Source organism: Streptomyces sp. NRRL B-1347 (assembly GCF_000720325.1).
Classification (GTDB): Bacteria; Actinomycetota; Actinomycetes; order Streptomycetales; family Streptomycetaceae; genus Streptomyces.
This window is the reverse complement of sequence record NZ_JOJM01000031.1, coordinates 109,484-132,886: the sequence shown is the minus strand read 5'-3', so window position 1 is coordinate 132,886 and position 23,403 is coordinate 109,484. Positions and strand designations below refer to the sequence as shown.

22 protein-coding genes are annotated in these 23,403 nt (G+C 74.9%); 6 read left to right on the top strand and 16 right to left on the bottom strand.

Going from position 1 to position 23,403, the window contains the following annotated elements:
- Window positions 1–140: 140 nt before the first annotated feature.
- Window positions 141–2,102, top strand: coding sequence for an ABC transporter ATP-binding protein (locus tag IG74_RS0125020; protein ID WP_063761291.1), 1,962 nt, complete (start codon window positions 141–143; stop codon window positions 2,100–2,102).
- Here IG74_RS0125020 and IG74_RS0125015 read toward each other — a convergent pair.
- From IG74_RS0125015 to IG74_RS0125000, 4 genes are all read right to left on the bottom strand, one after another.
- Window positions 2,062–4,005: a helix-turn-helix domain-containing protein gene (locus IG74_RS0125015; protein ID WP_030681549.1), complete on the bottom strand. Its 1,944-nt coding sequence runs from the start codon at window positions 4,003–4,005 to the stop codon at window positions 2,062–2,064. The two genes, IG74_RS0125020 and IG74_RS0125015, sit on opposite strands and share 41 nt — an antisense overlap.
- A gap of 56 nt (window positions 4,006–4,061) precedes the next feature.
- Entirely contained in the window at window positions 4,062–5,573 is a 1,512-nt protein-coding gene (locus IG74_RS0125010) for an MFS transporter (RefSeq protein WP_078869017.1), read from the bottom strand.
- Between the two features lie 96 nt (window positions 5,574–5,669).
- On the bottom strand, window positions 5,670–6,467 hold the full coding sequence (locus IG74_RS0125005) for a 3-hydroxybutyrate dehydrogenase (protein ID WP_030681543.1): 798 nt from the start codon (window positions 6,465–6,467) through the stop codon (window positions 5,670–5,672).
- Between the two features lie 125 nt (window positions 6,468–6,592).
- Window positions 6,593–7,621: an alpha/beta hydrolase family esterase gene (locus tag IG74_RS0125000; RefSeq protein ID WP_078869016.1), complete on the bottom strand. Its 1,029-nt coding sequence runs from the start codon at window positions 7,619–7,621 to the stop codon at window positions 6,593–6,595.
- Between the two features lie 248 nt (window positions 7,622–7,869).
- On the opposite strand from IG74_RS0125000, the gene IG74_RS0124995 reads away from it, so the two are divergent.
- Entirely contained in the window at window positions 7,870–8,301 is a 432-nt protein-coding gene (locus IG74_RS0124995; protein WP_030681539.1) for a VOC family protein, read from the top strand.
- Window positions 8,302–8,352: 51 nt separating this feature from the next.
- Here IG74_RS0124995 and IG74_RS0124990 read toward each other — a convergent pair whose 3' ends face one another.
- A complete protein-coding gene (locus tag IG74_RS0124990; protein WP_030681536.1) occupies window positions 8,353–9,177 on the bottom strand; it encodes a S1 family peptidase in 825 nt (274 codons plus the stop codon).
- 255 nt (window positions 9,178–9,432) lie between these two features.
- Entirely contained in the window at window positions 9,433–9,897 is a 465-nt protein-coding gene (locus IG74_RS0124985) for a hypothetical protein (protein WP_030681534.1), read from the bottom strand.
- A 317-nt stretch (window positions 9,898–10,214) separates the two neighbouring features.
- Here IG74_RS0124985 and IG74_RS0124980 point away from each other — a divergent pair, with 317 nt between their 5' ends.
- Window positions 10,215–11,399, top strand: coding sequence for an alpha/beta hydrolase family protein (locus IG74_RS0124980; protein WP_063761290.1), 1,185 nt, complete (start codon window positions 10,215–10,217; stop codon window positions 11,397–11,399).
- Here IG74_RS0124980 and IG74_RS0124975 read toward each other — a convergent pair.
- From IG74_RS0124975 to IG74_RS49650, 4 genes are all read right to left on the bottom strand, one after another.
- The gene (locus tag IG74_RS0124975; RefSeq protein ID WP_030681531.1) at window positions 11,388–11,873 is read right to left on the bottom strand and encodes a phospholipase; all 486 of its coding nucleotides are present in this window, start codon (window positions 11,871–11,873) and stop codon (window positions 11,388–11,390) included. The two genes, IG74_RS0124980 and IG74_RS0124975, sit on opposite strands and share 12 nt — an antisense overlap.
- A 378-nt stretch (window positions 11,874–12,251) precedes the next feature.
- Complete coding sequence (locus IG74_RS0124970) at window positions 12,252–12,791, bottom strand: FABP family protein (RefSeq protein ID WP_030681528.1); 540 nt, start codon at window positions 12,789–12,791, stop codon at window positions 12,252–12,254.
- A gap of 95 nt (window positions 12,792–12,886) precedes the next feature.
- Window positions 12,887–13,294: a hypothetical protein gene (locus IG74_RS48130; RefSeq protein ID WP_051855320.1), complete on the bottom strand. Its 408-nt coding sequence runs from the start codon at window positions 13,292–13,294 to the stop codon at window positions 12,887–12,889.
- Window positions 13,295–13,528: 234 nt separating this feature from the next.
- Window positions 13,529–14,050: an AfsR/SARP family transcriptional regulator gene (locus IG74_RS49650; protein WP_107059014.1), complete on the bottom strand. Its 522-nt coding sequence runs from the start codon at window positions 14,048–14,050 to the stop codon at window positions 13,529–13,531.
- Window positions 14,051–14,680: 630 nt separating this feature from the next.
- On the opposite strand from IG74_RS49650, the gene IG74_RS0124960 reads away from it, so the two are divergent.
- The 3 genes from IG74_RS0124960 to IG74_RS0124950 all read left to right on the top strand — a co-directional run bounded on the left by IG74_RS0124960 (window position 14,681) and on the right by IG74_RS0124950 (window position 18,929).
- Entirely contained in the window at window positions 14,681–15,106 is a 426-nt protein-coding gene (locus IG74_RS0124960) for a nuclear transport factor 2 family protein (protein ID WP_051855315.1), read from the top strand.
- Between the two features lie 87 nt (window positions 15,107–15,193).
- Window positions 15,194–15,559, top strand: coding sequence for a hypothetical protein (locus IG74_RS0124955; protein ID WP_051855311.1), 366 nt, complete (start codon window positions 15,194–15,196; stop codon window positions 15,557–15,559).
- An 82-nt stretch (window positions 15,560–15,641) separates the two neighbouring features.
- The gene (locus tag IG74_RS0124950; protein ID WP_051855308.1) at window positions 15,642–18,929 is read left to right on the top strand and encodes an AfsR/SARP family transcriptional regulator; all 3,288 of its coding nucleotides are present in this window, start codon (window positions 15,642–15,644) and stop codon (window positions 18,927–18,929) included.
- Between the two features lie 28 nt (window positions 18,930–18,957).
- On the opposite strand, the gene IG74_RS0124945 is transcribed toward IG74_RS0124950, so the two are convergent.
- The 6 genes from IG74_RS0124945 to IG74_RS0124920 all read right to left on the bottom strand — a co-directional run bounded on the left by IG74_RS0124945 (window position 18,958) and on the right by IG74_RS0124920 (window position 23,320).
- Window positions 18,958–19,275 carry an AzlD domain-containing protein gene (locus tag IG74_RS0124945; protein ID WP_030681519.1) on the bottom strand — a complete coding sequence of 106 codons (318 nt, stop codon included), beginning with the start codon at window positions 19,273–19,275 and terminating at the stop codon, window positions 18,958–18,960.
- Entirely contained in the window at window positions 19,272–19,901 is a 630-nt protein-coding gene (locus IG74_RS46185) for an AzlC family ABC transporter permease (protein WP_051855304.1), read from the bottom strand. Before IG74_RS46185 ends, IG74_RS0124945 begins: the two co-directional genes overlap by 4 nt.
- A 140-nt stretch (window positions 19,902–20,041) precedes the next feature.
- A complete protein-coding gene (locus IG74_RS0124935; RefSeq protein WP_037826002.1) occupies window positions 20,042–20,980 on the bottom strand; it encodes a branched-chain amino acid transaminase in 939 nt (312 codons plus the stop codon).
- Window positions 20,977–21,411: a nuclear transport factor 2 family protein gene (locus IG74_RS0124930; protein ID WP_030681508.1), complete on the bottom strand. Its 435-nt coding sequence runs from the start codon at window positions 21,409–21,411 to the stop codon at window positions 20,977–20,979. Before IG74_RS0124930 ends, IG74_RS0124935 begins: the two co-directional genes overlap by 4 nt.
- Window positions 21,412–21,446: 35 nt before the next feature.
- Window positions 21,447–22,745 carry a DUF6421 family protein gene (locus IG74_RS0124925; protein ID WP_107059013.1) on the bottom strand — a complete coding sequence of 433 codons (1,299 nt, stop codon included), beginning with the start codon at window positions 22,743–22,745 and terminating at the stop codon, window positions 21,447–21,449.
- On the bottom strand, window positions 22,742–23,320 hold the full coding sequence (locus tag IG74_RS0124920) for a bacilysin biosynthesis protein BacA (RefSeq protein ID WP_199818883.1): 579 nt from the start codon (window positions 23,318–23,320) through the stop codon (window positions 22,742–22,744). The genes IG74_RS0124925 and IG74_RS0124920 overlap by 4 nt, the downstream gene beginning before the upstream one ends.
- Between the last annotated feature and the right edge of the window lie 83 nt (window positions 23,321–23,403).

Sequence of the window (23,403 nt, the reverse complement as noted above, 5' to 3'; positions counted from 1 at the left end):
TGCGGCAGCACCATCCAGCACGAGCCGGCGCGCGGCGGCGGCGCGGCCGGGCGGGCGGAGACCCCGCCGCGCCGCCCGAGCACGCACCGCCCGAACAGCTGCTCTTCGGGGGGCGGTTGCGAAGTTCGTGGGGATGGACCGTGCACGAGGGCGCGCAGCTGAAGACGTCGTTCTTCACCATCCTGCGGCAGATCCCCACGCTCATCGGGCACACGGCCGTCCTCGGCTGGCGGGCCGACCCCGTGGCGCTCGTGGTGGTCGCGGTGGCGCAGCTGGGGCAGGCCGCGGCGACCGCGTTCGGGCTTCTCGCCACCAACCGCGTCCTGGTGTCGCTGTTCGCGGCGGGCCCGACGGCCGAGCGGGTGCAGGACGCGCTGCCCTCCCTGATCGGGGTCGCCGCCGCGAGCGCGCTCGCGGCCACGCTGCGGGCGGTGTCCTTCGCGGCCTCGGGCAGACTCGGCCCGAAGGTGGAGCGCATCGCCGCGCTCTCCATGCTGGAGCACGTCGTGCGGGTCGAGGTGGAGCACATGGAGCGCGCCGACTTCCACGCGGCCCTCGACTCCGGGCAGCACGGCCAGACCGCGGCGCGCCGCCTCATCGAGCACACCCTCGGCATCGTCGAGGCCGCGATGGCGCTCCTCGCCGTCAGCGGGGTCCTCGCCGTGCTGCACCCGGCGCTGCTTCCGCTGCTCGTCGCCGTGATCGTGCCGAAGGCGTGGGGCACGGTCCGGGCGGCGCGCAGGACGTACGAGTCGGTGCAGGTGTGGCTGGAGCACGTGCGGCAACTGGGCGCCCTGCGCCGCCTGTTGATCTCGCAGGACGCGGCGCCGGAGCTGCGGGTGCACGGCGCGGGCCCCTTCCTCCTCGACCAGTTCGACCGGATGGCGGCGCAGGCGTCGGACGAGCAGACGCGCCTCGCGCACCTGGAGGCCCGCACCGACCTCGGCACGTCGGCCCTGTCCGGCCTGACGGCGGCGGTGACGTACGGCCTGCTGGCCTGGCTCCTGACGCACGGCCACATGCCGCTCGCCTCGGGCGCGACGGCCGTCCTCGCGCTGACCAGCGGCACGGCGGGGCTGCGCCGCCTGGTCACGAACATCCACCACCTCTACGAACAGAGCCTGTTCATGACGGACCTCATCCGGGCCCGCGAGGAGGCCGAGCGGCGGGCCATCCCGGCCACGGGGGCGGCGGTGCCCGAGCCGCCCGCCGAGATCGCCTTCGACCGGGTGACGTACCGCTACCCCGGCCGGGCCCGCGACGCGCTCGACGGCGTGTCCCTCAGCGTCCGCAGGGGCCAGGTGATCGCCCTCGTCGGCGCGAACGGCTCCGGCAAGACGACCCTCAGCAAGCTCCTCGCGGGCCTGTACCCGCCGTCGTCGGGCACGGTCACCTGGGACGGCACCGATCTGCGCGCGCTCGCCCGCGACGACGTGTTCGGCCATGTGGCGCTCGTGCCGCAGGACTTCCAGCGGTGGCCGTTCACGGCGCGCGCGAACGTGGCGATCAGCCGCCCGGCCGAGTTCCACGACTCCGCGCGCCTGGACGCGGCGGCCGCGTACGCCGACGCGCACCGGATCCTCGACGAACTCCCGCACGGCTGGGACACCTTGTGCGAGAAGGGGTACGAGGGCGGCGTCGACCTCTCCGGCGGACAGTGGCAGCGCATCGCCCTCGCCCGCGCCTACTTCCGGGACGCGGGCATCCTCATCTGCGACGAGCCCACCAGCAGCATGGACCCGGCCGCCGAGATCGACGCCTTCGACAAGATCCGCGCGCTCGCCTCGGCGGACCAGACGATCGTCCTGGTAACGCACCGGCTGCACAGCGTCAAGGAGGCCGACGTCATCTTCGTCCTGGAGGAGGGCAGGCTCGTCGAGCACGGCGACTTCGCCACGCTCATGGCCACCGAGGGGCCGGGCGTCTTCCGGCGACTCTTCGAGCTCCAGTCGCACCAGTACCGCACGGACCCGGTCGGCACCGGCCCGGGGGGCGTGGCGGAACCGCTGCCCACCGGCACCCTGGACGGCGTGCCCGCGCAGCCGCGCCGGGACCGCGCGGCTAGCCCCGACGGGGCCCCGGCGAGCGGCTCAGGCGGTTGAGCCGCAGGGCGAGCTGGAGTTCCAGGGCGCGGGCGGGGGTGTTCCAGTCGGCGCCGAGGAGGCGGGCGGTGCGGTCCAGGCGCTGCACGACGGTGTTCACGTGGACGTGCAGCACGTCCTTGGCGCGGGCCGGGCTCGCGCCCTGGTCGAAGTAGGCCTCCAGGGTGCGCACGAGGTCGGTGCCGCGCCGGGCGTCGTAGTCGAGGACGGGTCCGAGGACGCGGTGGACGTATCCGGTGACGTCCGTCCGGTCGCCGAGCAGGACGCCGACGAAGCCGAGGTCCGGCAGGCTCGCGCCCTCGCCTGTGCGGCCGAGGACGGTCAGGGCCTGCAGGCAGCGCAGGGCCTCGGCGTGGGCGGCGGGCAGCCGCGCGGGCCCGTCGGCGGGGCCCGCGGCGCCGACGGTCACCGGGGCGCCGAGGGCCTCGCCGAGTTCGGCGGCGAGGCGTTCGGCGAGCGGGCCCGGCTCGGCGGTGGGGGCGAGGAGGACGACGTGGCCGCCCAGCGGGCCCGCGAGGCCGCGCAGGGTCCGGGCGCGGCGCAGCGCCCGGGTGGCCAGGCGGGTGCGCAGCTCCGGTTCGCCGTGCAGGACGAGCACGGCGGTCGGTTCGGTGAGGTCCACGCCGAGGCGGCGGGCGCGCAGGGCGAGGGTTTCGGCGCGGCGCGGGTCGGTGGCGTGCGCGGCGGTGAGCAGGTCGTCGAGGAGTTCGCCGCGCACCCGGTCCTCGGCCTCGGCCACCGTGCGGCGCAGGAGCAGGAGCAGCGCCGTGTCGAGGCTGGCGCGTTCGAACAGGCGCCGGTCGCTGTCGGTCAGGTCGGGGCGGCCGCTGAGCGCGACGCTGCCGAGGAGTTCGGGCCCGGCGAGCACGGCGGAGACCCAGACCCCGTCGACGGGCACGGCGCGGCCGCCGGCGCGGGACGCGGCGACGCCGCGGGCGGGCGGGGTCGGCGCGGCGGCGCCCACCCGGGCCAGTTCGGTGCCGTCGGCGTCCTGGATGACCAGGCCGCCGTCGAGGAGCGCGGCGATCTCGGCGGCGACGTCGGCCACGTCGCCGCCGCGCAGCACGATGTCGGTGAGCCGGTCGTGGGTCTCGGCGGCGCGGCGCAGCGCCTCGCTCTGCGCGTGCGCGGTGGCCGTCGCGGTGTTCAGCTCCACGAGCGCGGCCCGGGTCTCCTCCAGGAGGCGGGCGCCGTCGATGGCGACGGCGGCGTGGTCGGCGAGCGAGGCGAGCAGCGCGATCTGGTCGGGGGTGAAGTCGCGCGGGCTGCGGTCGGCGGCGTACAGGACGCCGATGACGCGGCTGCCCACGCGCAGCGGCACGCCGAGGATGCCGCGCAGGCCTTCCTCGCCGACGCCCGTGTCGATGGCGCGGGTGTGCTGGAAGCGGGTGTCGGCGCGGTAGTCGGCGCTGGCGTAGGGCCGGGCGGTCTGGGCGACGAGCCCGCCGAGTCCCTCGCCCATGCCGAGCCGCAGCTGCTGGAAGGTCGCGGAGGCGCAGCCGTCGGTGACGCGCATGAACGTGTCGCCCGCGGCGGGGTCGTTGAGGGTCAGATACGCGACGTCGGTGCGCAGCAGCAGCCGGGCCCGGCGCACAATGGCGCGCAGGACCGCGTCCAGGTCGGTGAGGGCGGCCAGGTCGCCCGCGGTGTCGAAGAGCGCGGACAGCTCGGCCTCGCGGCGCCGGTGCTGGTCGAGGGTGCGGCGGACGGCGAGGGCCGCGTCGGTGGCGTCCTCGATCAGGGCGAGCTGCGTCCGGTCCGCCCCGGCGGCCCTGGCCGCGGCCGCGGGGCGGGCGAACTGCTCGGCCGGGGCGTGCCGGCCGAGCAGGTCGAACAGTTCCCGCAGGGCCGCGGCGGCGTCGGGGGCGGGTGCGGTGCCGGGGCGGGCGTGGGCGGTTGCCATGGGGCGGCTGCCTTCCGACGTGCGGGGGATGTCCACGACCGCGGCGGCGGGCCGTGTCAGGAGGGGTCGCCGGAGCGTACCGGCGTGGGGGCGCCCGCGGCCTGCCCGCGCGCGTCCGGCTCTGCCCGCGCGCCCGGCCGCCCGGACCCGTCCGGCTCTCCCGGCGCGTTCGGCTCTCCCGGTCCGTTCGGCTCGCCTCGCCCGTCCGGCTCTTCTCGTACGTCCGGCTCCCCCTGCGCGTCCGTCTCCGCGCGGCCGAGGTCCCGGCCCCGGGTCTCGCGCGCGAGGGCCACCGTGACCGTGGTGACCAGGGCGGCCAGGCACAGGTACAGCGCGACGGGCGCCGACGAGTCGTACTCCTTCAGGAGCTGCACGGCGATGATCGGCGCGAGCGCGCCCGCGACGATGGAGGCGAGCTGGGAGCCCATCGAGGCGCCGGAGTAGCGCACCCTGGTGTCGAACATCTCGGAGATGAACGCGGCCTGCGGCCCGTACATGGCGCCGTGCAGGAGCAGCCCCACGGTGACCGCCGCCGTGATCACGGCGAACGACCCGGAGTCGACGAGCCCGAAGAAGAAGAACGCCCACAGCGCCATGCCCACCGAGCCGATGAGCGTCACCGGCCGCCGCCCGATGCGGTCCGACAGCGCGCCCCAGGCGGGGATGGCGACGAAGTGCACGGCGGAGCCGATGAGGACGGCGTTCAGGGCGGTGCTCTTGGGCAGGTCCAGGTGTTTGGTGACGTAGACGAGCACGAAGGAGGTGAGGACGTAGTACGAGATGTTCTCGCCGAAGCGGGTGCCGATGGCGGTGAGCACCTGCCGCCAGCCGGTGCGGAACACCTCGACGACGGGCGTCTCCTCCTTGACGCCCCGCGCGGCGGCGGCCTCGGCCTTCGCGCGCGCTTCGAGGAACAGGGGCGACTCGCTGACGGAGACGCGGATCCACAGGCCGACCATCACCAGGACGCCGGACAGCAGGAACGGGATGCGCCAGCCCCAGGACTCGAAGGCGGCCTCGGACTGCACGGCGGCGAGCAGCGCGAGCACGCCGGTGGCGAGCAGGTTGCCGCCGGGGGCGCCCGACTGCGGCCAGGACGCCCAGAACCCGCGGTGTGCGGGGCCTCCGTGCTCGGAGACGATGAGGACGGCGCCGCCCCACTCGCCGCCGAGCGCGAAGCCCTGTACGAGGCGCAACACGGTGAGCAGCACGGGCGCGCCGACCCCGATGGCCGCGTACGTGGGCAGCAGGCCCATGGCGAAGGTGGAGCCGCCCATCAGCAGGAGGCTGAGGACGAGCAGCTTCTTGCGCCCCACCTTGTCGCCGAAGTGCCCGAACACGACACCGCCGAGCGGCCGGGCGAGGAAGCCGATCGCGTACGTGATGAAGGCGATGAGGGTGCCGGTGAGCGGGTCGGCCGTGGGGAAGAACAGGTCGTTGAAGACGAGCGCGGCCGCGGAGCCGTAGAGGAAGAAGTCGTACCACTCGATGGTGGTGCCGACGAGGCTCGCGGCGACGACGCGGGGCAGGCTCGTGCGCGGGGGCGGGGTGCTGGGCAGGGAGGCCATGGCGCCACTTCCAGGTGTTCGGCGGGGACGGGTACGGGCGGTCGTGCGGAGTGCGGGGAGGCGCGGGGAGTGCCCCGGGGCGTGCGGGCCGTCCGGTCAGGTCGCGGTCCAGCCGCCGTCGAGCGGCAGGGATGTGCCGGTGACGAAGTCGGCGTGCGGGCCGCACAGCCAGAGGACGGCCGCGGCGACCTCCGCGGGTTCGATGAGGCGCTTCATCGGGGAGCGGGCCAGGAGCACATCGCTGACGACGGTGTCGTCGCTGACGCGGTGGGCGGCGGCCTGGTCCTGGATCTGGCCCTCGACCAGGGGGGTGCGGACGTAGCCGGGGCTGACGCAGTTGCTGGTGACGCCGTACGGGGCGCCCTCGACGGCGGTGACCTTGCTGAGGCCTTCGAGGCCGTGCTTGGCGGCGACGTAGGCGCTCTTGAAGGCGCTCGCGCGCCGGCCGTGGACGCTGGAGATGTGGACGGCGCGGCCCCAGCGCCGCGCGTACATGTGGGGCAGGGTCTGCCGCAGGAGCAGGAACGGGGCGGTGACCATGACCTGCTGGATGAGCGTGAAGCGCGCGGGCGGGAAGTCGGTGAGCGGGGCGACGTGCTGGAGCCCGGCGCTGTTCACGAGGACGTCGACGGCGGTGGGCAGCGCGGCGATCGCCTCCGCGTCGGCGAGGTCCGCGGTGTGCGCGTGCCCGCCGACGGCGTCGGCGACGGCCTTCGCGGCGGCCGCGTCGATGTCCACGACGTGGGTGTCGGCACCCGCCGCCGCTAGGGCCGTGGCGCAGGCGCGGCCGATGCCGCTGCCGCCGCCGGTGACCAGGGCGGTGCGGCCGCGCAGGTCCACGGCCGCCGAAAGGGCCTCGCGGGCGGCCAGGTTGGGGTGGGGTCCGCTTGTCATAGCCGGAAACCTAGGGTCGGCGCGGAGGCTCGCCCATGTGGCCGGACACCACAGTCACCGGCGGCTCTGTGGCGGCCTTCCCCATGCGGGCGCGGGTGCTGTGGCGTGCGACCACGGGGGCCGGGTCAGGTGTCGAGGCCCCAGGCGCGGCCCAGGCGGTGGGCCGCGCAGAGCCCGACGTCCAGGAGGTTGGCCCCGGCCGTGCCGCACTGCTCGCCGCCGGTGCCGGGGTCGACGGGCTGGCCGTGCCCCATCCCGGTGACGCCGTACGTCTCCACGGCGGGAGCGCCGCCCGGGCCCCGGAAGACCTGGTGCGGGTAGCCGGCGACGGTGTCGGTGACGTCGGCCGTCTGATCGGCCCCGTGCACATCGGTCCACTGCTTCGTCAGGTCGGTCATGTTGACGGCATTCACCTTCTGGTCGGCGGTGCCGTGCAGCACGGTGAGCGTGGGCCAGGGGCCGCCGTAGCCGGGGCGCGCGGCCCGTACGCGGTCGCCCCACTGCCGCGGGCCGAGCCCGCCGCCGGAGCTCATGCACACCCAGGGCGAGGCGGCGGCCTGGGCGCAGCCGTACGGGAGTCCGGCGACGACGCCGCCCGCCGCGAACCGCTCCGGGTAGGCGGCCATCATCACGGAGGTCATCCCGCCGCCCGCGGAGAGCCCGGTGGCGTACACGCGCCGGGGATCGCCCGCGAGGTCGGCGAGGTGCCGGTCGACCATCTGCGCGACGGACGCGGCCTCGCCCTGTCCGCGGGTGGTGTCGGTGGTCTGGAACCAGTTGAAGCACGAGGAGATGTTGTTGACGGTCTGCTGCTGCGGCAGCACGAGGGAGAACCCCCACCGGTCGGCGAGTTCGGTCCAGCCGCTGCCGGTTCCGTATCCGGCGGCGTTCTGCGTGCAGCCGTGCAGGACGACGACCACGGGGCGGCCCGCGGCCAGTCCGTCGGGCGCGTAGCGGAACATCCGCAACCGGCCCGGGTTGGTGCCGAATCCGGTGACTTCCTGGAGGCCCGCGGCAGCACCCCGGCTCGGGGCGGCGACGGCGGGCGAGGCGCCCGGCAGCAGGGCCAGGACGAAGGCGAAGAGGAAGGCGGCGGCCAGGGCGGCTGTGCCGGCCCGGCGGCGGCCGTGGGGTGCGGCTCCGGTCTCGGTCATACGCGGGGACTGTAGGAGCCTCAGCGGCTCCCACCTATGGCGCCGGGGACCACAACTCGTGCGTGCTGGATGGGAGTTGGCATGGGCCGGGGGCCCGCCCCGCCGGGCCCGGAGAGGCGGGCTCCCCGGGCCCGGAGAGGCGTGCTCCCCGGGTCCGGCGGGGCGGAGGGTTCGCGGGCGCGGTCCTGGGCAGGAAGAGTCGCAGTGTCAGCTCCGTAACACCCGAACGCTCCTGGAAGGGCAGCCACATGACCGACCTCGACTCCCCCGCCCCGCGGTTCCACCTGGCCATGCCGGTCGACGACCTGGAGGCCGCCCGGCGCTTCTACGGCGGCGTGCTCGGCCTGGAGCAGGGCCGCAGCTCGGACACCTGGGTCGACTGGAACCTGCACGGCCACCAGTTCGTCACGCACCTCGCGCCGGAGCGCGCGCCGCGCGTGCACAACCCGGTCGACGGCCACGACGTGCCGGTGCCGCACTTCGGCCTGCTCCTGACGGTCCCGGCGTTCCACGCGCTGGCCGAGCGGCTGCGCGCGGCGGGCACCGGGTTCGTCATCGAGCCCTACGTCCGCTTCGCGGGGCAGAAGGCCGAGCAGTGGACGATGTTCCTGCTCGACCCGGCCGGGAACGCCCTGGAGTTCAAGGCGTTCGCGGACGACTCCCAGGTCTTCGCCGTCTGACGGCCCGGGTCGACCGTCGGACGTCCCCGGTCACCCGGCAGGCGTCCCGGATCAGCCGTTGCGGCCGATCACCTTCTTGATCCAGCCCGCGTAGGCGGGCGCGCTGGTGTAGAGGCCCGGTCCTTCGCTGCAGCGCACGCCCGGGGCGCCGGGGCCCGAGGTGACGCCGATGAGCTCCCAGCGCCCGTGCCGGTCGCGCTGGATCTGCGGGCCGCCCGAGTCGCCGTTGCACGCCATGGCCTTCGGCACCTGGCTGATCGTGCACAGCCGCGTGCTGTCCGCGTAGCCCGGCGCGCACTCGGAGACCGCTCCCCTGCGCGTGTCGAGCTCCTGGAGCCGGTTGGGGAAGACCCACTTGGTGGGGTCGGGCGCGTCGTCGATCGTGCCGAAGCCCAGCAGACGGGTCGGGGTGCCGGGCCGCCCCGGCTTGTCGGCGATGCGGATGGGCTTCTCCTTGACCGAGCGGTCCAGGCGGATCAGGGCGACGTCGTTGCGGTTGGGCCCGGCGCCCTCGCCGTTCTTGTAGCCGGGGTGGGACACCGTCTTCGCGACGGAGCGGACCGTGCCCCCGGACTTCTTCCACTCGCTGCCGATCCGGACGGTCCCGTCCAGCGTGACGAGCGTCGGGTCCACGCAGTGGGCGGCCGTGAGCACCCACTTCGAGTCGATCAACGATCCCCCGCAGACGCCCTTGAACGTCGGGTCGTCCACGCCCGTCACCGGGATCGACACCATGGCCGGGTAGCGCTGCGTGGAATCCTTGCCGTTGACGATGGCTTCGGCGCTGCCGGTCATCATGGCGGCGCACGCCGCTCCGGCGAGGGCCACCGCCGCGGTGCGCGCCACCGTGCGGCGCGAGGACTTCAGGCTGAACACTGGATCTCCTATCCGTCGAGCATCGCGGCGTTCGGTCGAACTGTGCGACGTGCTCAGCTTCCGCGATCAAGAGGAACCGATCCATCCGGTCAGCGGGCCCATTCGAGGTCCGGCCAGCGGGCCCTTCCGGGGTCGGGCCAGCGGGCCCGTGCAAGGTAGGGAAAACCCCCGAACGCCACGTTCCGCCTCCGGGGCTTCCTCGCGAGCGAGGGTCCGGGGCCCGCGGGTCGCGGCGGGCCCCGTGCCGCCGCCGGGCTAGTTCCAGTCGCCGCACCACACGTAGGCGCCCGCGCTGTTCACGGAACAGGTCCTGACCTTCAGGTCCTTGATCTTGACGGCCGGGTCGGTGTGCAGATTGGTGTGCACACCGCTGTCGCTCGTGTCCTTGACGGTGTTGAGGGTGCGGACGACCGGCTTCCAGGTGCCGCCGCTCAGATAGGAGTAACCGGCCTCGATGCGGGAGTCGTTGCCGTCCCTCTTGAGGTCCCACATGTTGCCGTAGACGGCGCCCTTGCCGTCCTCCCAGTCCACGCGGACCAGGATCCGCGCGCCCTGGGTGCCGTCGTGCGGGGTGAGGACGTTGCGGGAGTTGGCGTAGTGGACCTCTCCCCCGACCCAGTGCTCGGGCGCCGCCACCGCCGGGGACACCAGGGTCACCGCGGCGAGCGCGGCCCCGGCCAGCGGCGCGAGGACACGCGTGGACACCTTGACGAACTTCATGACTCCCCCTTCTTCACCCCGCGTCGCGGGGTCTTGGCTGCACGGGCGGCTCACCCAAACACGCGGCCACCAAGCCTGTCATCGGTCATAGGGGGTTTCGCACCTGTCGCCCGCGCCGATCGCGCCATCTAGGGGACGGCAGGGGTTCGGGGGACGCCGCGGCCGCAGACGTCACCCCTGGCTGTAGCCCCGGGGGTGTACGTCGGCGCCCCGAGTGTCAGCCGCGGGCCGACGGCAGGGCCGCCGCGCGTCCCTAGCGTGGGAGCAGTGCTCCACGACGCTCCCGTCGTGGAGGGACACCGGCCGAAGGGGCCTTCATGCACCGTACGTTCCTCGCCGCCTGCGCGGTCCTCACCGCCGCGCTCGTCGGCTCCGCGCCCACCGCGGCCGCCCGCGCCGACGCGCCGTCGCCTCCGCGCGCGGCCGCGCCGGAGCTGCCCGCGCCGTCGGGGAAGCTGCCGGTCGGGATGGCCACGGTGCACCTGGAGGACGCGGACCGGGCGGACCCGTGGAAGCCGGGGCAGCGCAGGGAGTTGATGGTCTCCGTCTGGTACCCGGCCGCGAAGCCCGCGGGCACGCGCGCGCCGTACATGACCGCCGCCGAGTCCACGCGCTACCTCCGGGCCAACGCCGAGCGACTGCCGAAGGACCTCCCCCCGGACGTCCTGAGCACAGTGGTGACGCACTCCACCGTCCGCGCCGCGCCGGTACGGGCGCGCGGCGCCCTGCCCCTGGTCGTCCTGTCGCCCGGGTTCGGCATGCCGCGGGCCACCCTGACGGGGCTCGCCGAGGAACTGGCGAGCCGCGGCTACGCCGTCGCCGGGATCGGGCACAACTACGAGGCCGACGGCACCTCGTTCCCCGACGGGCGCACAACGGCCTGCGAGGCCTGCGCGGACCCGGACTTCCCCAAGGTGGGCGCGGTGCGCGCGGCGGACGTCTCCTTCGTCCTGGACGCGCTCACCGGGAAGCGGCCGGCGTGGCGCGGCGGCCCGCGCCTGGACCCCGGCCGCGTCGCCATGGTCGGCCACTCGGCGGGCGGCTTCAGCACGATCCCGGCGATGCTGCGGGATCCGCGCGTACGGGCCGGGGTCAACATGGACGGCAACTTCCGCTTCCCGAACGACACGCCCGTCGACCGGCCGCTGCTGATGCTGGGCAAGCCGAGCCACGTCCCCGCGGGCCCCGACCCGACCTGGGACAGGACCTGGGAGCAGCTCACCGGCTTCAAGCGCTGGCTGAGCGTGGACGGCACCGAGCACGGCTCCTTCACCGACCTGGCGCCGCTGGGCGAGCGGCTCGGCATCCCGCAGCAGCGTCTCGACGGCGACCGCGCGGACACCGTCACGCGCGCGTACGTCACCGCCTTCGTCGACTCCCGGCTGCGCGGCCGCGACGAGCCCTTGCTCACCGGACCTTCGGCCCGCTTCCCCGAGGTGCGGTTCCACCGGCCGGTGAGGGGCGGGCCCGCCCGCCCCTCACCGGCCGGTTCAGGCCGCTGACTTGGTGTGCGTGGGCGCGACGCTGCCGAGCTTGTCGACGGCCTGGTAGTACGTCCAGGCCGTCGCGTCGCACGTGGTCTTCTTCGCGCCGCTGTAGTTCGCGCAGACTCTCTTCAGGTCGGCGTAGAAAGCGCTGTCGACGCGTGCCTTGTTGGCGCTGAAGGCCCCCATTTCCTTGTAGTTGCGGTAGCCGAAGTCGTGCCGGGCGCAGGCCGTCTGGAAGGGGAAGCCGAAGGGGTTGTCGGGGGACGAGGAGCAGTAGTCCGTGGACCAGTTGAACTGGTAGGCGCTCCACGCACCCTGGTTGGCGCGGGCTGCGGCCCAGGCGTTGTAGCTGCCCGCGTCGGTCTGCGTCCAGCTGCTGAGCACCTGCGCCTTGTCCGCCGGGACGGCGAAGGCGGGGGCGGCGGCGAGGCCCGTGCCGAGGGTGAGGGCGGCGGCACTCACGGCCAGGGTGGCAAGTCGACGTCGCATGAGGGGTCCTCCTCTGTGCGGGCCCGTGGGGGGCCTCTTGTGGGGGGCGTGCCACGGCACCGTGCCCCGAGCGCGCGGTGCCGCCGTGCTCATTGATCACCATTGACCTGACGGCCAGTGGACGAGCGCGCCGCGCGGACCTTTCGGCTTGATGGCCGAATGGCCGCGTCGGCATTTGAGCTATGCGGCACGGGAGTTGGCTCGAAACCTCCTGGCCGACCGCGCGCGGAACAAGCTCGCGCACGCCCTTCCCGCGCGCCCCCCCGAGGCCGGGTGCGTACCGCGCGGCAGGGCGTCTTGTCGGCCAGGACAGCCGCACCTCCCCCTTGGACCTCTACTACACGTACGACACGTACGACCCCTTTGTCGGCTTGGTGGCTAGCGGGCGCGCCGGAGCGTGGCCGAGAGGTGGTGTTGCAGCGGCTGGCCGACCACCGCGAGGTCGTGGCTGAAGGTGAGCGTGCCGTCGTCGGCCAGGGCGTAGCGGCGGCGGGTGGCGTCGACCCGCTTGGCCGTGAGGGTGAGGGCCACCTGGTGCGTGGAGAGGTCGACGGTGCCGTCGGCCGCGACGCCGGTCGCGACCTCCACGATGCCGGTGGGCTGGGAGACGACCGCTTCCACGTGGCCGTCGGCCTGGAGCCGCCACCATCCGCTCTCCCGGGCCGCCGGGCGCAGCGGCCCGCCGTCGGCGTCGAGGATCCAGGCCCGCGCCTCGTAGCGGAGGAAGGGGCGGCCGTCGTGGCTGAAGACGACCTCCTGCGCGTACGCGAAGTCCCCGTCGAGCGTGGGGTATTCGCCGTCGCCCAGGCCGTGCCAGGTGCCGAGGAGGCCCGTCACGGGCGCGAGGAGCGCGTGCGGCGCGGGGGCGTCGCCGGGTCGGTGGGCGTCGGGGAACGGAAGCTCCGGTACGGGCTGCATGGCGGGGTGCGCTCCAAGGTCGGGGTCGGGTCCGGGGCAGGGCCGGAACCGGGGTCGGGGTCGGGGTCGGGACCACAGGCTGTCGGGACCACAGGCTAGGGCGTCGGCGGCTCGAACTCCGGCAGCCGTTCCGCCGGTGCCGCCGCCCGGTTCGGGCGCCGCGCGGAGCCGGGGAGGCCCGCGGCCCGCCGCCCGGCGCGGTGCGCCTCCTCGGCCAGGCCGAGGGCGAGGTGGACGTCCACCGCGACGGGGCGCGCGCCGTGCGCGGTGCTGAGTCCGGTCAGGCGGCGACGGCTGGTGACCAGGACCGCGCACGTGGTGCTCGCGGGCAGCAGGGGCAGGACCTGCTCGGTGTCGCGGGCGTTGTCAAGGAGGATCAGCATCCGCTTGTCGGCCGTCAGGCTCCGGTACAGCGCGGCCTGGCCCGGCGCGTCCGCGGGCAGCGTCTCGGGGGCGGCGCCGGGGGCGGCGAGGAAGCCCCGCACGACGACCGGTGCGGGCACCGGCTCCGCAGCCCCGGCGAAGCCCCGCAGGTCGGCGTAGAGCTGTCCGTCGGGGAACGCCGGGGCGTGCCGGTGCGCCCAGTGGACGGCGAGCCAGGTCTTGCCGATGCCGCCGCTGCCGACGACGGCGCAGACCGCCGGGGTGGCGCCGGACGCGCCGCCCGGGCCGAGGAGCCGGTCGAGCGCGGCGAGCTCCCGGCTCCGGCCGACGAACAGGGGTACGGGCGGCGGCAGTTAGCGTGGCAGGGGCGTCCCGGTTCCGGCCGGTGGCCGCGGGGCAGGGGCGGCGCGCCGGGCGTCCGGCGCCGGGTCGAGTCCCGCGTCGGCGGTGAGGATGCGCTGGTGCAGCCGTTGCAGGGCCGGGCCGGGGTCGGTGCCCAGCTCGTCGGTGAGGCGGCGGCGCACCGCTTCGTAGTGGGCGAGGGCCCGGGCCGGGCGGCCGTCGCGGTACAGGGCCAGCATGAACCGGCCCGCGAGCCGCTCGTCGAGCGGATGCTCCGCCAGGCCCGCGGGGAGTTCGTCGAGGAGCCGCGCGTGGCGGCCGAGGCACATCAGGGCGTCGTTGCGGTCCAGTTCGACGGTGAGCCGCTCGCGCAGCAGCGCGTCCCGCAGGGCGGCGAACCACGGCGTGTCGCAGGTACCGGCGGCGAACGGCTCGCCGCGCCACAGCTCCAGCGCCTGCTGGAGCAGCGCCGCGGCGCGGCGGACGTCGCCGGTGGCGCGGACCCGGTCGGCGAGGGCCCGGAAGCGGTGCAGGTCCCACGCGGGCCGGTTCCGCTTCCAGGGCGTAGCCGGCCGGGCGCCGCGCGATGCCCGCGTCCGGTACGTCCGCCAGGGCCCGGCGCAGCCGGGACAGATAGCCGTACAGCGTCCCGCGGGCGCGCTGCGGGGCCCGGTCCCCCCAGACCCGTGCGGTCAACTGCCCCACGGACACGGCGCGCGGGCACGCGGCGAGCAGCACGGCGAACACCGCCCGCTGCCGCCCGTGCCCGAGATCCAGCTCCGCGCCGTCGGCGTACGCCCCGACGTCACCGAGCAAGCGGAAGTGAACCGGCATGCCATCCCTCCGTCACCTGCCCCACCAGCTTGCCGAAGCGGCCGCGCGCAGCCAACCGGCGCCGGGGATCGGGCACTTCGCGTCCGCCCGGACGGCACCGGCGGCCGCCGCGGCGCGGAGCACCCCCGGACGGGGGTACCCGCCCCTCCTCCGGTCCCTCCGTCACCTGCGGCCACGCGCGCCCGACCACGGTGCACCGCCAACTCGTGGCGCGAAACCGGCGACTGCCTTACGCTCCCCGCCACAGGCGCACCACACTGGGACTCCACGACCAGCGGGCCGGCCGTGCGGTCGGTCCTGCCGTCAGCGACAGACGAGGAGTTGGTGAGATGTCCACGCACTCCCCCGAGACTTCCGCGCAGGCCACCAGAGAAGTGATCGACGCCTATCTGGCCCGGCTCGCGGACCGGGACCTGGACGGTGCGGTGCGGCTCTTCTCGGAGTCGGCGGAGTTCCTCGCCCCCGGCTCCCCCGCGGTGCCGTGGTCGGGGAACCACGCCGGGCACAAGGGCGTGACGGAGTTCTTCACCACGCTCCACGAGTATCTGCAGCCGGAGGAGTTCACCGTCACGCACATCGTCGTGGACGGCGAGCAGGGAGTGATCATCGGCCATCTGCGGGACACCGTCAAAGCCACGGGCAAGCCCTTGACCACGCCCTTCGCCGCGCACCTCACGGTCGTCGACGGCCGGGTCGCGCGCTACCACCTGTTCGAGGACACCCACGCCCTGCACCGGGCCGTCACCGACGGCTGAACAACCAGGACGGTCGAGACGGCCAAGACGACCAGGACGACCCCGAGCCACCCTGAACCACCCTGAACCACCAGGAGAGCACCGGAGATGACCTCCTCCAGCGGCACGCCTTCCCACCCGGCGGTACGCGCCTTCGTCGACGCGGTCAACGCCCAGGACCAGCAAGCCCTTTGGGCCGTCCTCGCCCGGGACGCCACCGTGATCGACGTCGGCACCGAGCGCGACCTCCACGCGTGGGTCGAGCGGGAGCTGTTCTCCTCCCACGCGCGGATGGAGGTGGTCCGCGAGTCGCCCGACGGCCTGTCCGTGGGCGCCCGCTTCCACAACGACATCTGGAACGACATCGACACCGCCTGGGAGTTCACGGTGTCGGACGGCGTGATCCGGCGCTTCGTCACCGGCCCCGACGAGACCGGACCCGACCGGTCCGGCGAGGCTCCGGCCGGGACCTGACGGGGCCGGAGCGGCAACCGGACGGGGGCGGAACAGCGACTACAAGAGCAGGGACCGCCAACCGGGAAGCAGAGGGAGTCGAGTGAGCCGCATCTCGGAGCCCCAGGAGGCGCAGGCGCCACAGGAGTCGGTGCGCATCCGGCTCCTGGGCCCGGTGAGCGTGGAGGTCCAGGGCCGCCACGTGGGCCTCGGACCACAGCAGCGCGCGCTCCTCGCGGCCCTGGCGCTCGCCCGCGGCCCGGTCAGCACCTCGCGCCTCGCCGAGCTGCTGTGGGAGGGCGAGGTCCCGGACGGCGCCGTGAGTTCGCTGCGCACCCACGTCCTGCACCTGCGCCGCATCCTGGAGCCGGGCAGCCGGGCCACCTCCGGCTTCGCCGTCCTGGTCAGCGAGGGCGCCCGCAGCAACACCAGCTACACGCTCCAGGTGGCCGACGAGCAGGTCGACGCCCTGCGCTTCGTCCACCTCACCGACCAGGCCCGCAAGGCCGCCGCCGACGGCGACGCCGCCACCGTGGTCGCCCTCCTCGACGAGGCCCTGGCCCTGTGGACGGGGCCCGCGCTCGAAGGGGTCAGCGACCGCAGCTTCGCCCTCGCCGAGACCGACCGCCTCGAAGAGCTGCGCCTGGTGGCCCGCGAGGACCGCGTCGACGCGCTCGTCGAACTCGGCCGCTACGAGGCGTCGATGGCCGAACTGACGCCTCTCGTACGGGAGTTCCCGCTGCGGGAGCGGCTGCGTCGGCAGCTGATGCTGGCCCTGTACCGCTCGGGCCGGCAGGCGGACGCCCTCGCCGCGTACCGGGAGTTCTACCAGCTCCTCGACGACGAGGTGGGCATCGAGCCGGGCCGCCAGCTCAAGGAGCTGCACCAGCGCGTCCTGGTCGGCGACCCCGCGCTCGCCCCCGAGCGCTCCCCGGCCCCCGCGGCCCCGCCCGCCGCGCGCCCGGTCCCCCGTCAGCTCCCGCCCGACGTCGCCAGCTTCACCGGCCGCGCCGACCAGCTGCGGGAGCTCGACACCCTGCTGTCCCGCTACGACACGGGCCCGGGGCAGACCCTGGTGATCTCCTCGGTCTCCGGCATGGCGGGCGTCGGCAAGACCGCCCTCGCCGTGCACTGGATGCACCGGGTGGCCGACCGCTTCCCCGACGGCCAGCTGTACGCGAACCTGCGCGGCCACGCCGCCGAACCCCCGACCACCGCCGACGAGGCCCTCGGCCAGCTCCTGCGGGCCCTCGGCGTCGGCACCGGGCACCTGCCGGAGAGCACCGACGAGAAGGCCGCCCTGTACCGCTCGCTCCTGGCGGGCAAGCGCGTCCTGATCCTGCTCGACGACGCCGCCGGGCTCGAACAGGTGCGGCCGCTGCTGCCCGGCTCGCCGACCTGCTTCGTCGTCGTCACCAGCCGCAACGACCTGCGGGGCCTGACCGCCTTCCACGACGCCCACCGGGTGAGCCTCGCGGTCTTCGGCGAGGACGAGGCGCTCGCGCTGCTCGGCCGCGTCATCGGCGCGGACCGGGTGCGGGGCGAACCGGAGGCCGCCGCCGAGGCCGTCCGGCTCTGCGGTCTGCTGCCGCTCGCCGTACGGATCGTCGCGGCCCACCTCATCGGCGACCGGCACCTGCCGATCGCGCGGATCGTCGGCCAGCTGCGCGCCGACCGCCTCGGCGAACTCGCCCTCGACCAGGAGGGGCACACCGGCGTGCGCAGCGTCCTCGCCCTGTCCTACCGCTCCCTGCCCGCCCCGGAGCGGGAGGCCCTGCGGCTGCTCGCGCTCGCCCCCGGACCGGAGGTGTCCGTGCCCGCCGCGGCCGCCCTGACCGGCGCGTCGGCGCCCGCCACGACCCGCCTCCTCGACCAGCTGGCCGCCCGCAGCCTGCTGGAGACCCACCGGCCCGGCCGGTTCCACCTGCACGCCCTGGTCCGCCTCTTCGCCGGGGAGCGGGCCGCGGCGGAGGACGCCCCCGCCCTGCGCGACGAGGCCGTCGGCCGCCTGCTCACCTGGTACCTGGGCACCGCCGAGCAGGCCGCGTGCCAGCTGTACGGCACCTTCTACTCCTGGTACGCCGCCCGGCCGCCCGAGCCGGACGGCTCCCCCACCGCTCCGCTGACCTTCAGGAACGACACCGCGGCGCTTGCCTGGCTCGACGACGAGCGGCCCGCGCTGCTCGCCTGCGCGCAGCACGCGGTGCGCCACGGACCGCGGCCGTTCGCCTGGAAGTCCGCCCTCGCCGTCCACGGGCACCTGATGGAGCACGGCAGACGCACCGACTGGCTGCGGGCCGCGCACGCCGGTCTGAAGGCCGCCGAGGCCGAACACGACGACCACGCGCGGGCAGTGATGCACTGGAGCCTGTGCTACGTCCTGTGGGAGCTGGCCCGGCACGAGGAGGCGCTGGAGCACAGCGCCCGCGCCGACGAGCTGTTCGCGCGGGCCGGAGAGCCCGTGGAGCGGGCGGGCGCGGTGCTCGGGCTCGCCGCGTCGCACCGCGAGCGGGGCGCCCTGGAGCAGGCCGTCCGCGACGCCGAACGGGCCCTGGCCCTCTACCGCGAGGGCACGCAGCCCGCCGGGGAGGCCTGGGCCCTGTTCCTGCTCGGCCGCGCCCGGCTCGACCAGGGGCACCTGGAGGCGGCCCACCGGCACTTCGACGAGGCCGGGGCGTGCGCCGAGGCCTCCGGGGACCAGCACACCGTGATGCTGTCGCTGTGGGGCCGCGCGACCGTGCAGCACGCGCTCGGCGCTCTGGAGGAGGCCCAGCGCCTGCTCACCCGGGCGCTCGCGGTGGACGGCAGACTCCTGGCCACGTATGCGGCGGAGGGGTCCCTCAACGCCCTCGCGGTGGTCTGCCGCGACCTCGGCGACCCGCGGCTCGCGCTCAAGTACGCCGTCGACGCGCTCGGCGTCACCCACCGCACCCGCCGCCGCCTGATCGAGCCGGACGCCCTCAACACGATCGGCACGGTGCTGCTGCGCCTCGACGACGTGCCCGGCGCCCTCGACCACCACCGGCGCGCCCTGGACGCGGCCCGCGCGGCGTGCTGCCGCGGCGCCGAGGCCGCGGCGTGCCTCGGTCTCGCCGCCGTGCACCGGCAGCTGGACGAGGGCCGCGAGGCCCTGGCGTGCACCAGGCGGGCCCTGAGCACGGCCCGGCAGGCGGGGCTCACGCTCGCCGAGGGCGCGGCCCTGACCGAGCTGGCACGTGTCCACCTGGCCCTCGGCCAGCCCGCGAAGGCGGCCCGTGCCGTGGAGCGGTCCGTGCGCCTGCACCGGGCCACCGGCCACCGGCCGGGCCTCGACGCGGCCCTGGAGGTCGCGGCGGCCGTGGAGCGCGCCGGGGCCGCGGCGGCCGCGCGCCCGGAGGCCGGTGCCGGCTGAGCGCGGCGGCCCCCGGTCACGGCGGGCGTCAGCCGAGCGCGCGTACGCCCGCCGTGACCGCCGCGGCCACCAGGACGACGAGCGGTACGGGGGCCTTGAGCCGCCAGGCCACCAGGGCCCCGGCGAAGCCGGCGAGGCGCGCGTCGAAGGTCATGCCGTGCGCGCCCGCCGAGCCCACGAGCTGGGTGACGACCAGGACGGCGAGCAGCGCGGGCGTCAGGTACTCCACGAACCGCGGGAACCAGCCGGGCAGTTCGCGGTCGCCCATCACCAGGGACCCGGCTCCCTTGATGAGGAACGTGGTCACCACCAGGGCGCCGACGACGATCCACGGGTCGTTGCTCATGGTTTCCTCCCGGCCCACCAGGTCCAGGCGACGGCGACGGCGCAGGCCACGGCGATGGCGGAGTCGGGCACCGCGACGGCGGTGAGGACGGCGGCGGCCACCGCCGACGTCGCGGCCGCCGACCGCTTGCGGGCGGTGCCCAGATGCGGGGCGAGCAGCAGGAAGAACAGCACCGGGGACACCGCGTCCAGGCCGTAGTTGAGGATGTCCACCGCCCGGAAGGGTCCGACGGCCCCGGCCAGGGTGCCGAGCACCCAGCCGAGCCAGAGCACCACGCCGGAGGAGAGCAGCCGCACCCGGTCGAACCGCCCGTCGGCGTCGCTCGCGATGGCCCAGGACTCCTCGATCACCAGCTGCGACTCGACGGCGCGGCGCGCCCGGCCGCCGCGCAGGGCGGGCAGGATGGCGAAGCCCATCACCAGGTAGCGCAGGTTCAGGAGCGTCCCCGCGACGGCGGCGGCCGCCCAGCCGCCGCCGTTGACGATCACGGAGACCGCGGCGAACTGCGAGGAGCCCACGAAGACCAGGCCGGACATCGAGGTCGCGGCGAGCGCGGTGAAGCCCGCGCCCTTGGCGAGGACGCCGAAGGACACGCCGAAGGCGAAGATCGCGACGGTGAAGGGCACCGCCGCCCGCGCCCCCTCGGCCCAGGCGGCCCGCTGCCCGCCGGCCGGGGCGGGGCGGGGGCCGGTCCCGCGAGACCCGGACGCCCCGGAAGACCCGGTCGGCCCGGTCGGCCCGGTCGGCCCGGAGGCCCCGGTACCGGTCATCCGGTGTCGCTCGCCGCGGCCGCCGGGGCCGGATGACCCGACGGGGCCGCGCCCCCGGCCCGTACGGCGTGCGCGTACGCCTCCGCGAGGGCCGCGCCGACCTCACCGAGCGGGAAGCTCCTGCCGTCGACGCCGGTGACCGGCTGGACCTCGTACGCCGTGCCGGTCAGGAACACCTCGGTGGCGCGGTCGAGTTCGGCCGGGGCGAGGTGGCGCTCGACGACCGGGAGGCCGAGGCCCCGCGCGAGGCCGATGACGGTGCGCCGGGTGATCCCGTCCAGGACGCACTCGGGCGGCGGGGTGTGCAGCTCCCCGCCGATCACCAGGAAGAGGTTGGCGCCCGTGGCCTCGGCTAGGCGGCCCCGGTGGTCCAGGAGCAGCGCGTCGTCGAAGCCCGCCTCCTCGGCCTCCTGCCCGGCGAGGGCGCCGATGGCGTACAGGGCGGCCGCCTTGGCGCGGATCGGGGCGGTGTCGGGCGCGGGGCGCCGCCAGCGCGAGGTGCGAAGGCGGATGCCGCGCGGCCCGTCGGTGAAGATCCGCGGCCAGGGCCAGGCGGCGACGGCGAGGTGGACGCGGCTCTCGGGTGCCACCAGGCGCAGGGTGTCGCCGCCCCGCCAGGCGACGGGGCGCACATAGCCGTCGGAGAGGCCCGCAGCGGCGACGACGTCGCGCGTGACGGCGTCGAGCTCGTCGGCCGTCCACGGCAGCGCGTAGCCCATGTGGCGGGCCGAGGCGACGAGCCGCGCGCTGTGCTCATGGAGCGCGAAGACCCGTCCTTCGTAGACCCGTTCGCCCTCGAAGACGCTGCCGCCGTAGTGCAGGCCGTGGCTGAGGACGTGGAGGCGGGCCGTGCGCCAGGGCACGAAGGAGCCGTCGACCCAGATGACGCCGTCCCGGTCGTCGAGCGGGGGCACGGGCGGGGCGGCGCCGGTCATGTGGCGAACCCCCGGTCGGCGTAGGGGAACCCTTCCAGTTCGTTCGCGGCGCGGGTGTCGTCGCGCTGGGAGGCGTAGTAGATGCGGACCTCGTCGATCAGGCCCGCGTCGTCGAAGCGGTAGACCTCCGCGCCGCGCAGGACCTTGCCGAGGCGGGGTTTGAAGGCGGTCCACTCGCAGACGGCGGTGCGGGTGTGCTCGTCGGTGTAGACGGCGTCGACGGCCCAGTGGGAGTCGTTGGCCCGCACGTCGGCGCCCCAGCGCCGGACGATCGGGTCGATGCCGTGCACGGGCCCGGACATGCCGTGGGCCAGGTAGTGCACGACGTCTTCGGACACGCACGCGGCGAACAGGTCGCGGTCGACCTTGTTGCACGCCTCGAAGTACTGCCGCACCGCGGCCTCCATCGCGGCCCGGTCCAGGTTCCCCATGGCTGTACGCCCTTTCGTGGCTCGGCTCGTCCCGTTCACAGCTCGGCCGGTGCGAAGCTCAGCGGCGGCATCGCGGCGAGCCGCTCCCGCGCCCGGACGAGCGCCCGCTGGTCGTCGGTGAAGGCGTACCGGTCGCCCTCGGCGCCCTCGCGCAGCTGGGTCCGTACGAGCGCCTTGGCGGCCGCGCGGTACTCCGCGGGAGTGCTGACGGCCGCTTCCATACCCTCGATGGCGGCGACCAACTCCCGCAGCCCGTCGATCACCCGGTCGGGGTCGAGGCGCAGCAGCCCGGCCCGGTCGGTGGCGAGGGCGCGGCGCTCGCGCAGCCAGGAGTAGAGGAACACGCCGGTGCCCGCGTCGAAGTTGCGCACGGCGTGGGCGTCCAGCGGGTACCGGAACATCCGCTCCAGGAGGATCATGGCGATCTGCTCGTCGGCGTACGGCACCGCGGGGTCGAGGTGGCAGGCGAGCGCGGTCCTGGCGTCGACCTTCAGCTCCTCCAGGAGGCCGATGAACCAGTTCATCTTGAGCTTGATGTGCCGGTCGAGCGGCCACCGCCCCTGGTGGTGGAAGTAGTCGTGCAGATATCCCCAGACGGCGCGGGCCTGGTAGCAGACTTCCGGGTCCATTCCGGTGGAGGCGCGGGGCACGGACCCGGGGGTGAGGACGGCGCGCGCGGACGGCACCGCGTACGTTTCGTGGATCCGGCGGAATTTGCTGAAGAAGAAGATCGCGTAGGCCTGTTCGGCGACCTTGTCGTGGGCGGCGACGTTCTCCGGGAAGAAGACGATGCAGTTGCCGTCGGCCAGTCCGTCGCTGCCCGCGATGAGGACGGTGGCCTGGCAGTTGTTCTTCGGATGCGGATAGTGCTCGGCGAGGGCGGGCAGCGCGTCGGGCTCTTTGCGGCGGACGAGGAAGAACTCCAGGCGCTTGCCGACGGGCGGCACGCTGTTGGTGGTCTGGACGGGGGCGAGGAACGCCGCCCAGTCGCCGTCGGCCGGGGCGGTCAGCGCGTCGCGGCTGCGGGCGAAGTGCGGCGGCGTGTCGAGTCCCGCGGCCAGCCAGCCCTCGACGTCGGCGGCCAGCGCGTCGGCCTGCGCGGCCCTGCCGTGCCCGGCGAACCAGCGGGTGGCCTCGTCCTTGACGGCGAGCAGGGCGCGGCGGTCGGCGTCGTCCGGGGCGGGCACGGTGCCGTCGTCGCGCTGGCGGCCGCGGAAGGCGTTGACGCGCGGCAGGAGGCCTCGGCCGAGCCGCTCGGCCTCGTCGAGCAGGTCGTCGTGGAGGCGGTGGGTGCCGCTCGCCGGGCCGAGGACGCCGCCTGCCGTGCCGCTCACCGGGCGGTCTCCCGCATCTGGTGGACGGTGTAGACCATCGGGACCTCGCCGAAGCTGCGGACGATCCGCAGGCCCTGGGCCCGTGCCGCGACGACGGTGGTGACGCAGCCCTCGGCCTTGCCGTCGGCGCAGTCGATGGCCGCCTGCGCGTTGCTGGTCACCAACTGCCGTGCGCTGGTGGGCGCCACGAGCCCGGCCGGGGCGGGGTGGGTGGCCACGGTGCGCGGCTCCCCGGGCGTGCCGGGCGCGGCGGCGAGCACCATTTCGTAGGTGGGCCACAGGAAGCAGTCGACCATGCGGCAGGTGAGGAGGTTGCCGAAGACGAGCGTGTGCAGCTCGGGATAGACCGCGCAGGCCACCAGGGCGTGGGCGCCGGTCCTCGGCACGCTCGCCATGGCGTCCTCCAGGGACGTGTGCAGGACGACGTGGCCCTCGTCCTCAAGTCCGCGCCGCTGGAACCAGAGATGGGCCGCCGACTCCAGATTGGTGCCGGTCGGGCCGAGGGTGTGCAGATAGCGAATGTCGCCTGTCGACGCTGCCGAAAGCGTGTCGACGCATGTTTGTTCCCCCGTCATCATTCCACTCTCCAGAGTTTCCTGAATTCCCCTGTGCAGGCCGGTGAATTCCCCTGCGCAGGCCGGTCGCGCATACCGGTCGC

What these genes read in the sequence shown, in the direction of transcription:
- IG74_RS0125015 (WP_030681549.1), bottom strand. Translation starts at nt 4,005, where the DNA reads ATGGCAACCGCCCACGCCCGCCCCGGCACCGCACCCGCCCCCGACGCC.
- IG74_RS0125010 (WP_078869017.1), bottom strand. Translation starts at nt 5,573, where the DNA reads ATGGCCTCCCTGCCCAGCACCCCGCCCCCGCGCACGAGCCTGCCCCGC.
- IG74_RS0125005 (WP_030681543.1), bottom strand. Translation starts at nt 6,467, where the DNA reads ATGACAAGCGGACCCCACCCCAACCTGGCCGCCCGCGAGGCCCTTTCG.
- IG74_RS0125000 (WP_078869016.1), bottom strand. Translation starts at nt 7,621, where the DNA reads ATGACCGAGACCGGAGCCGCACCCCACGGCCGCCGCCGGGCCGGCACA.
- IG74_RS0124995 (WP_030681539.1), top strand. Translation starts at nt 7,870, where the DNA reads ATGACCGACCTCGACTCCCCCGCCCCGCGGTTCCACCTGGCCATGCCG.
- IG74_RS0124985 (WP_030681534.1), bottom strand. Translation starts at nt 9,897, where the DNA reads ATGAAGTTCGTCAAGGTGTCCACGCGTGTCCTCGCGCCGCTGGCCGGG.
- IG74_RS0124980 (WP_063761290.1), top strand. Translation starts at nt 10,215, where the DNA reads ATGCACCGTACGTTCCTCGCCGCCTGCGCGGTCCTCACCGCCGCGCTC.
- IG74_RS0124975 (WP_030681531.1), bottom strand. Translation starts at nt 11,873, where the DNA reads ATGCGACGTCGACTTGCCACCCTGGCCGTGAGTGCCGCCGCCCTCACC.
- IG74_RS0124970 (WP_030681528.1), bottom strand. Translation starts at nt 12,791, where the DNA reads ATGCAGCCCGTACCGGAGCTTCCGTTCCCCGACGCCCACCGACCCGGC.
- IG74_RS0124960 (WP_051855315.1), top strand. Translation starts at nt 14,681, where the DNA reads ATGTCCACGCACTCCCCCGAGACTTCCGCGCAGGCCACCAGAGAAGTG.
- IG74_RS0124955 (WP_051855311.1), top strand. Translation starts at nt 15,194, where the DNA reads ATGACCTCCTCCAGCGGCACGCCTTCCCACCCGGCGGTACGCGCCTTC.
- IG74_RS0124945 (WP_030681519.1), bottom strand. Translation starts at nt 19,275, where the DNA reads ATGAGCAACGACCCGTGGATCGTCGTCGGCGCCCTGGTGGTGACCACG.
- IG74_RS0124935 (WP_037826002.1), bottom strand. Translation starts at nt 20,980, where the DNA reads ATGACCGGCGCCGCCCCGCCCGTGCCCCCGCTCGACGACCGGGACGGC.
- IG74_RS0124930 (WP_030681508.1), bottom strand. Translation starts at nt 21,411, where the DNA reads ATGGGGAACCTGGACCGGGCCGCGATGGAGGCCGCGGTGCGGCAGTAC.
- IG74_RS0124920 (WP_199818883.1), bottom strand. Translation starts at nt 23,320, where the DNA reads ATGACGGGGGAACAAACATGCGTCGACACGCTTTCGGCAGCGTCGACA.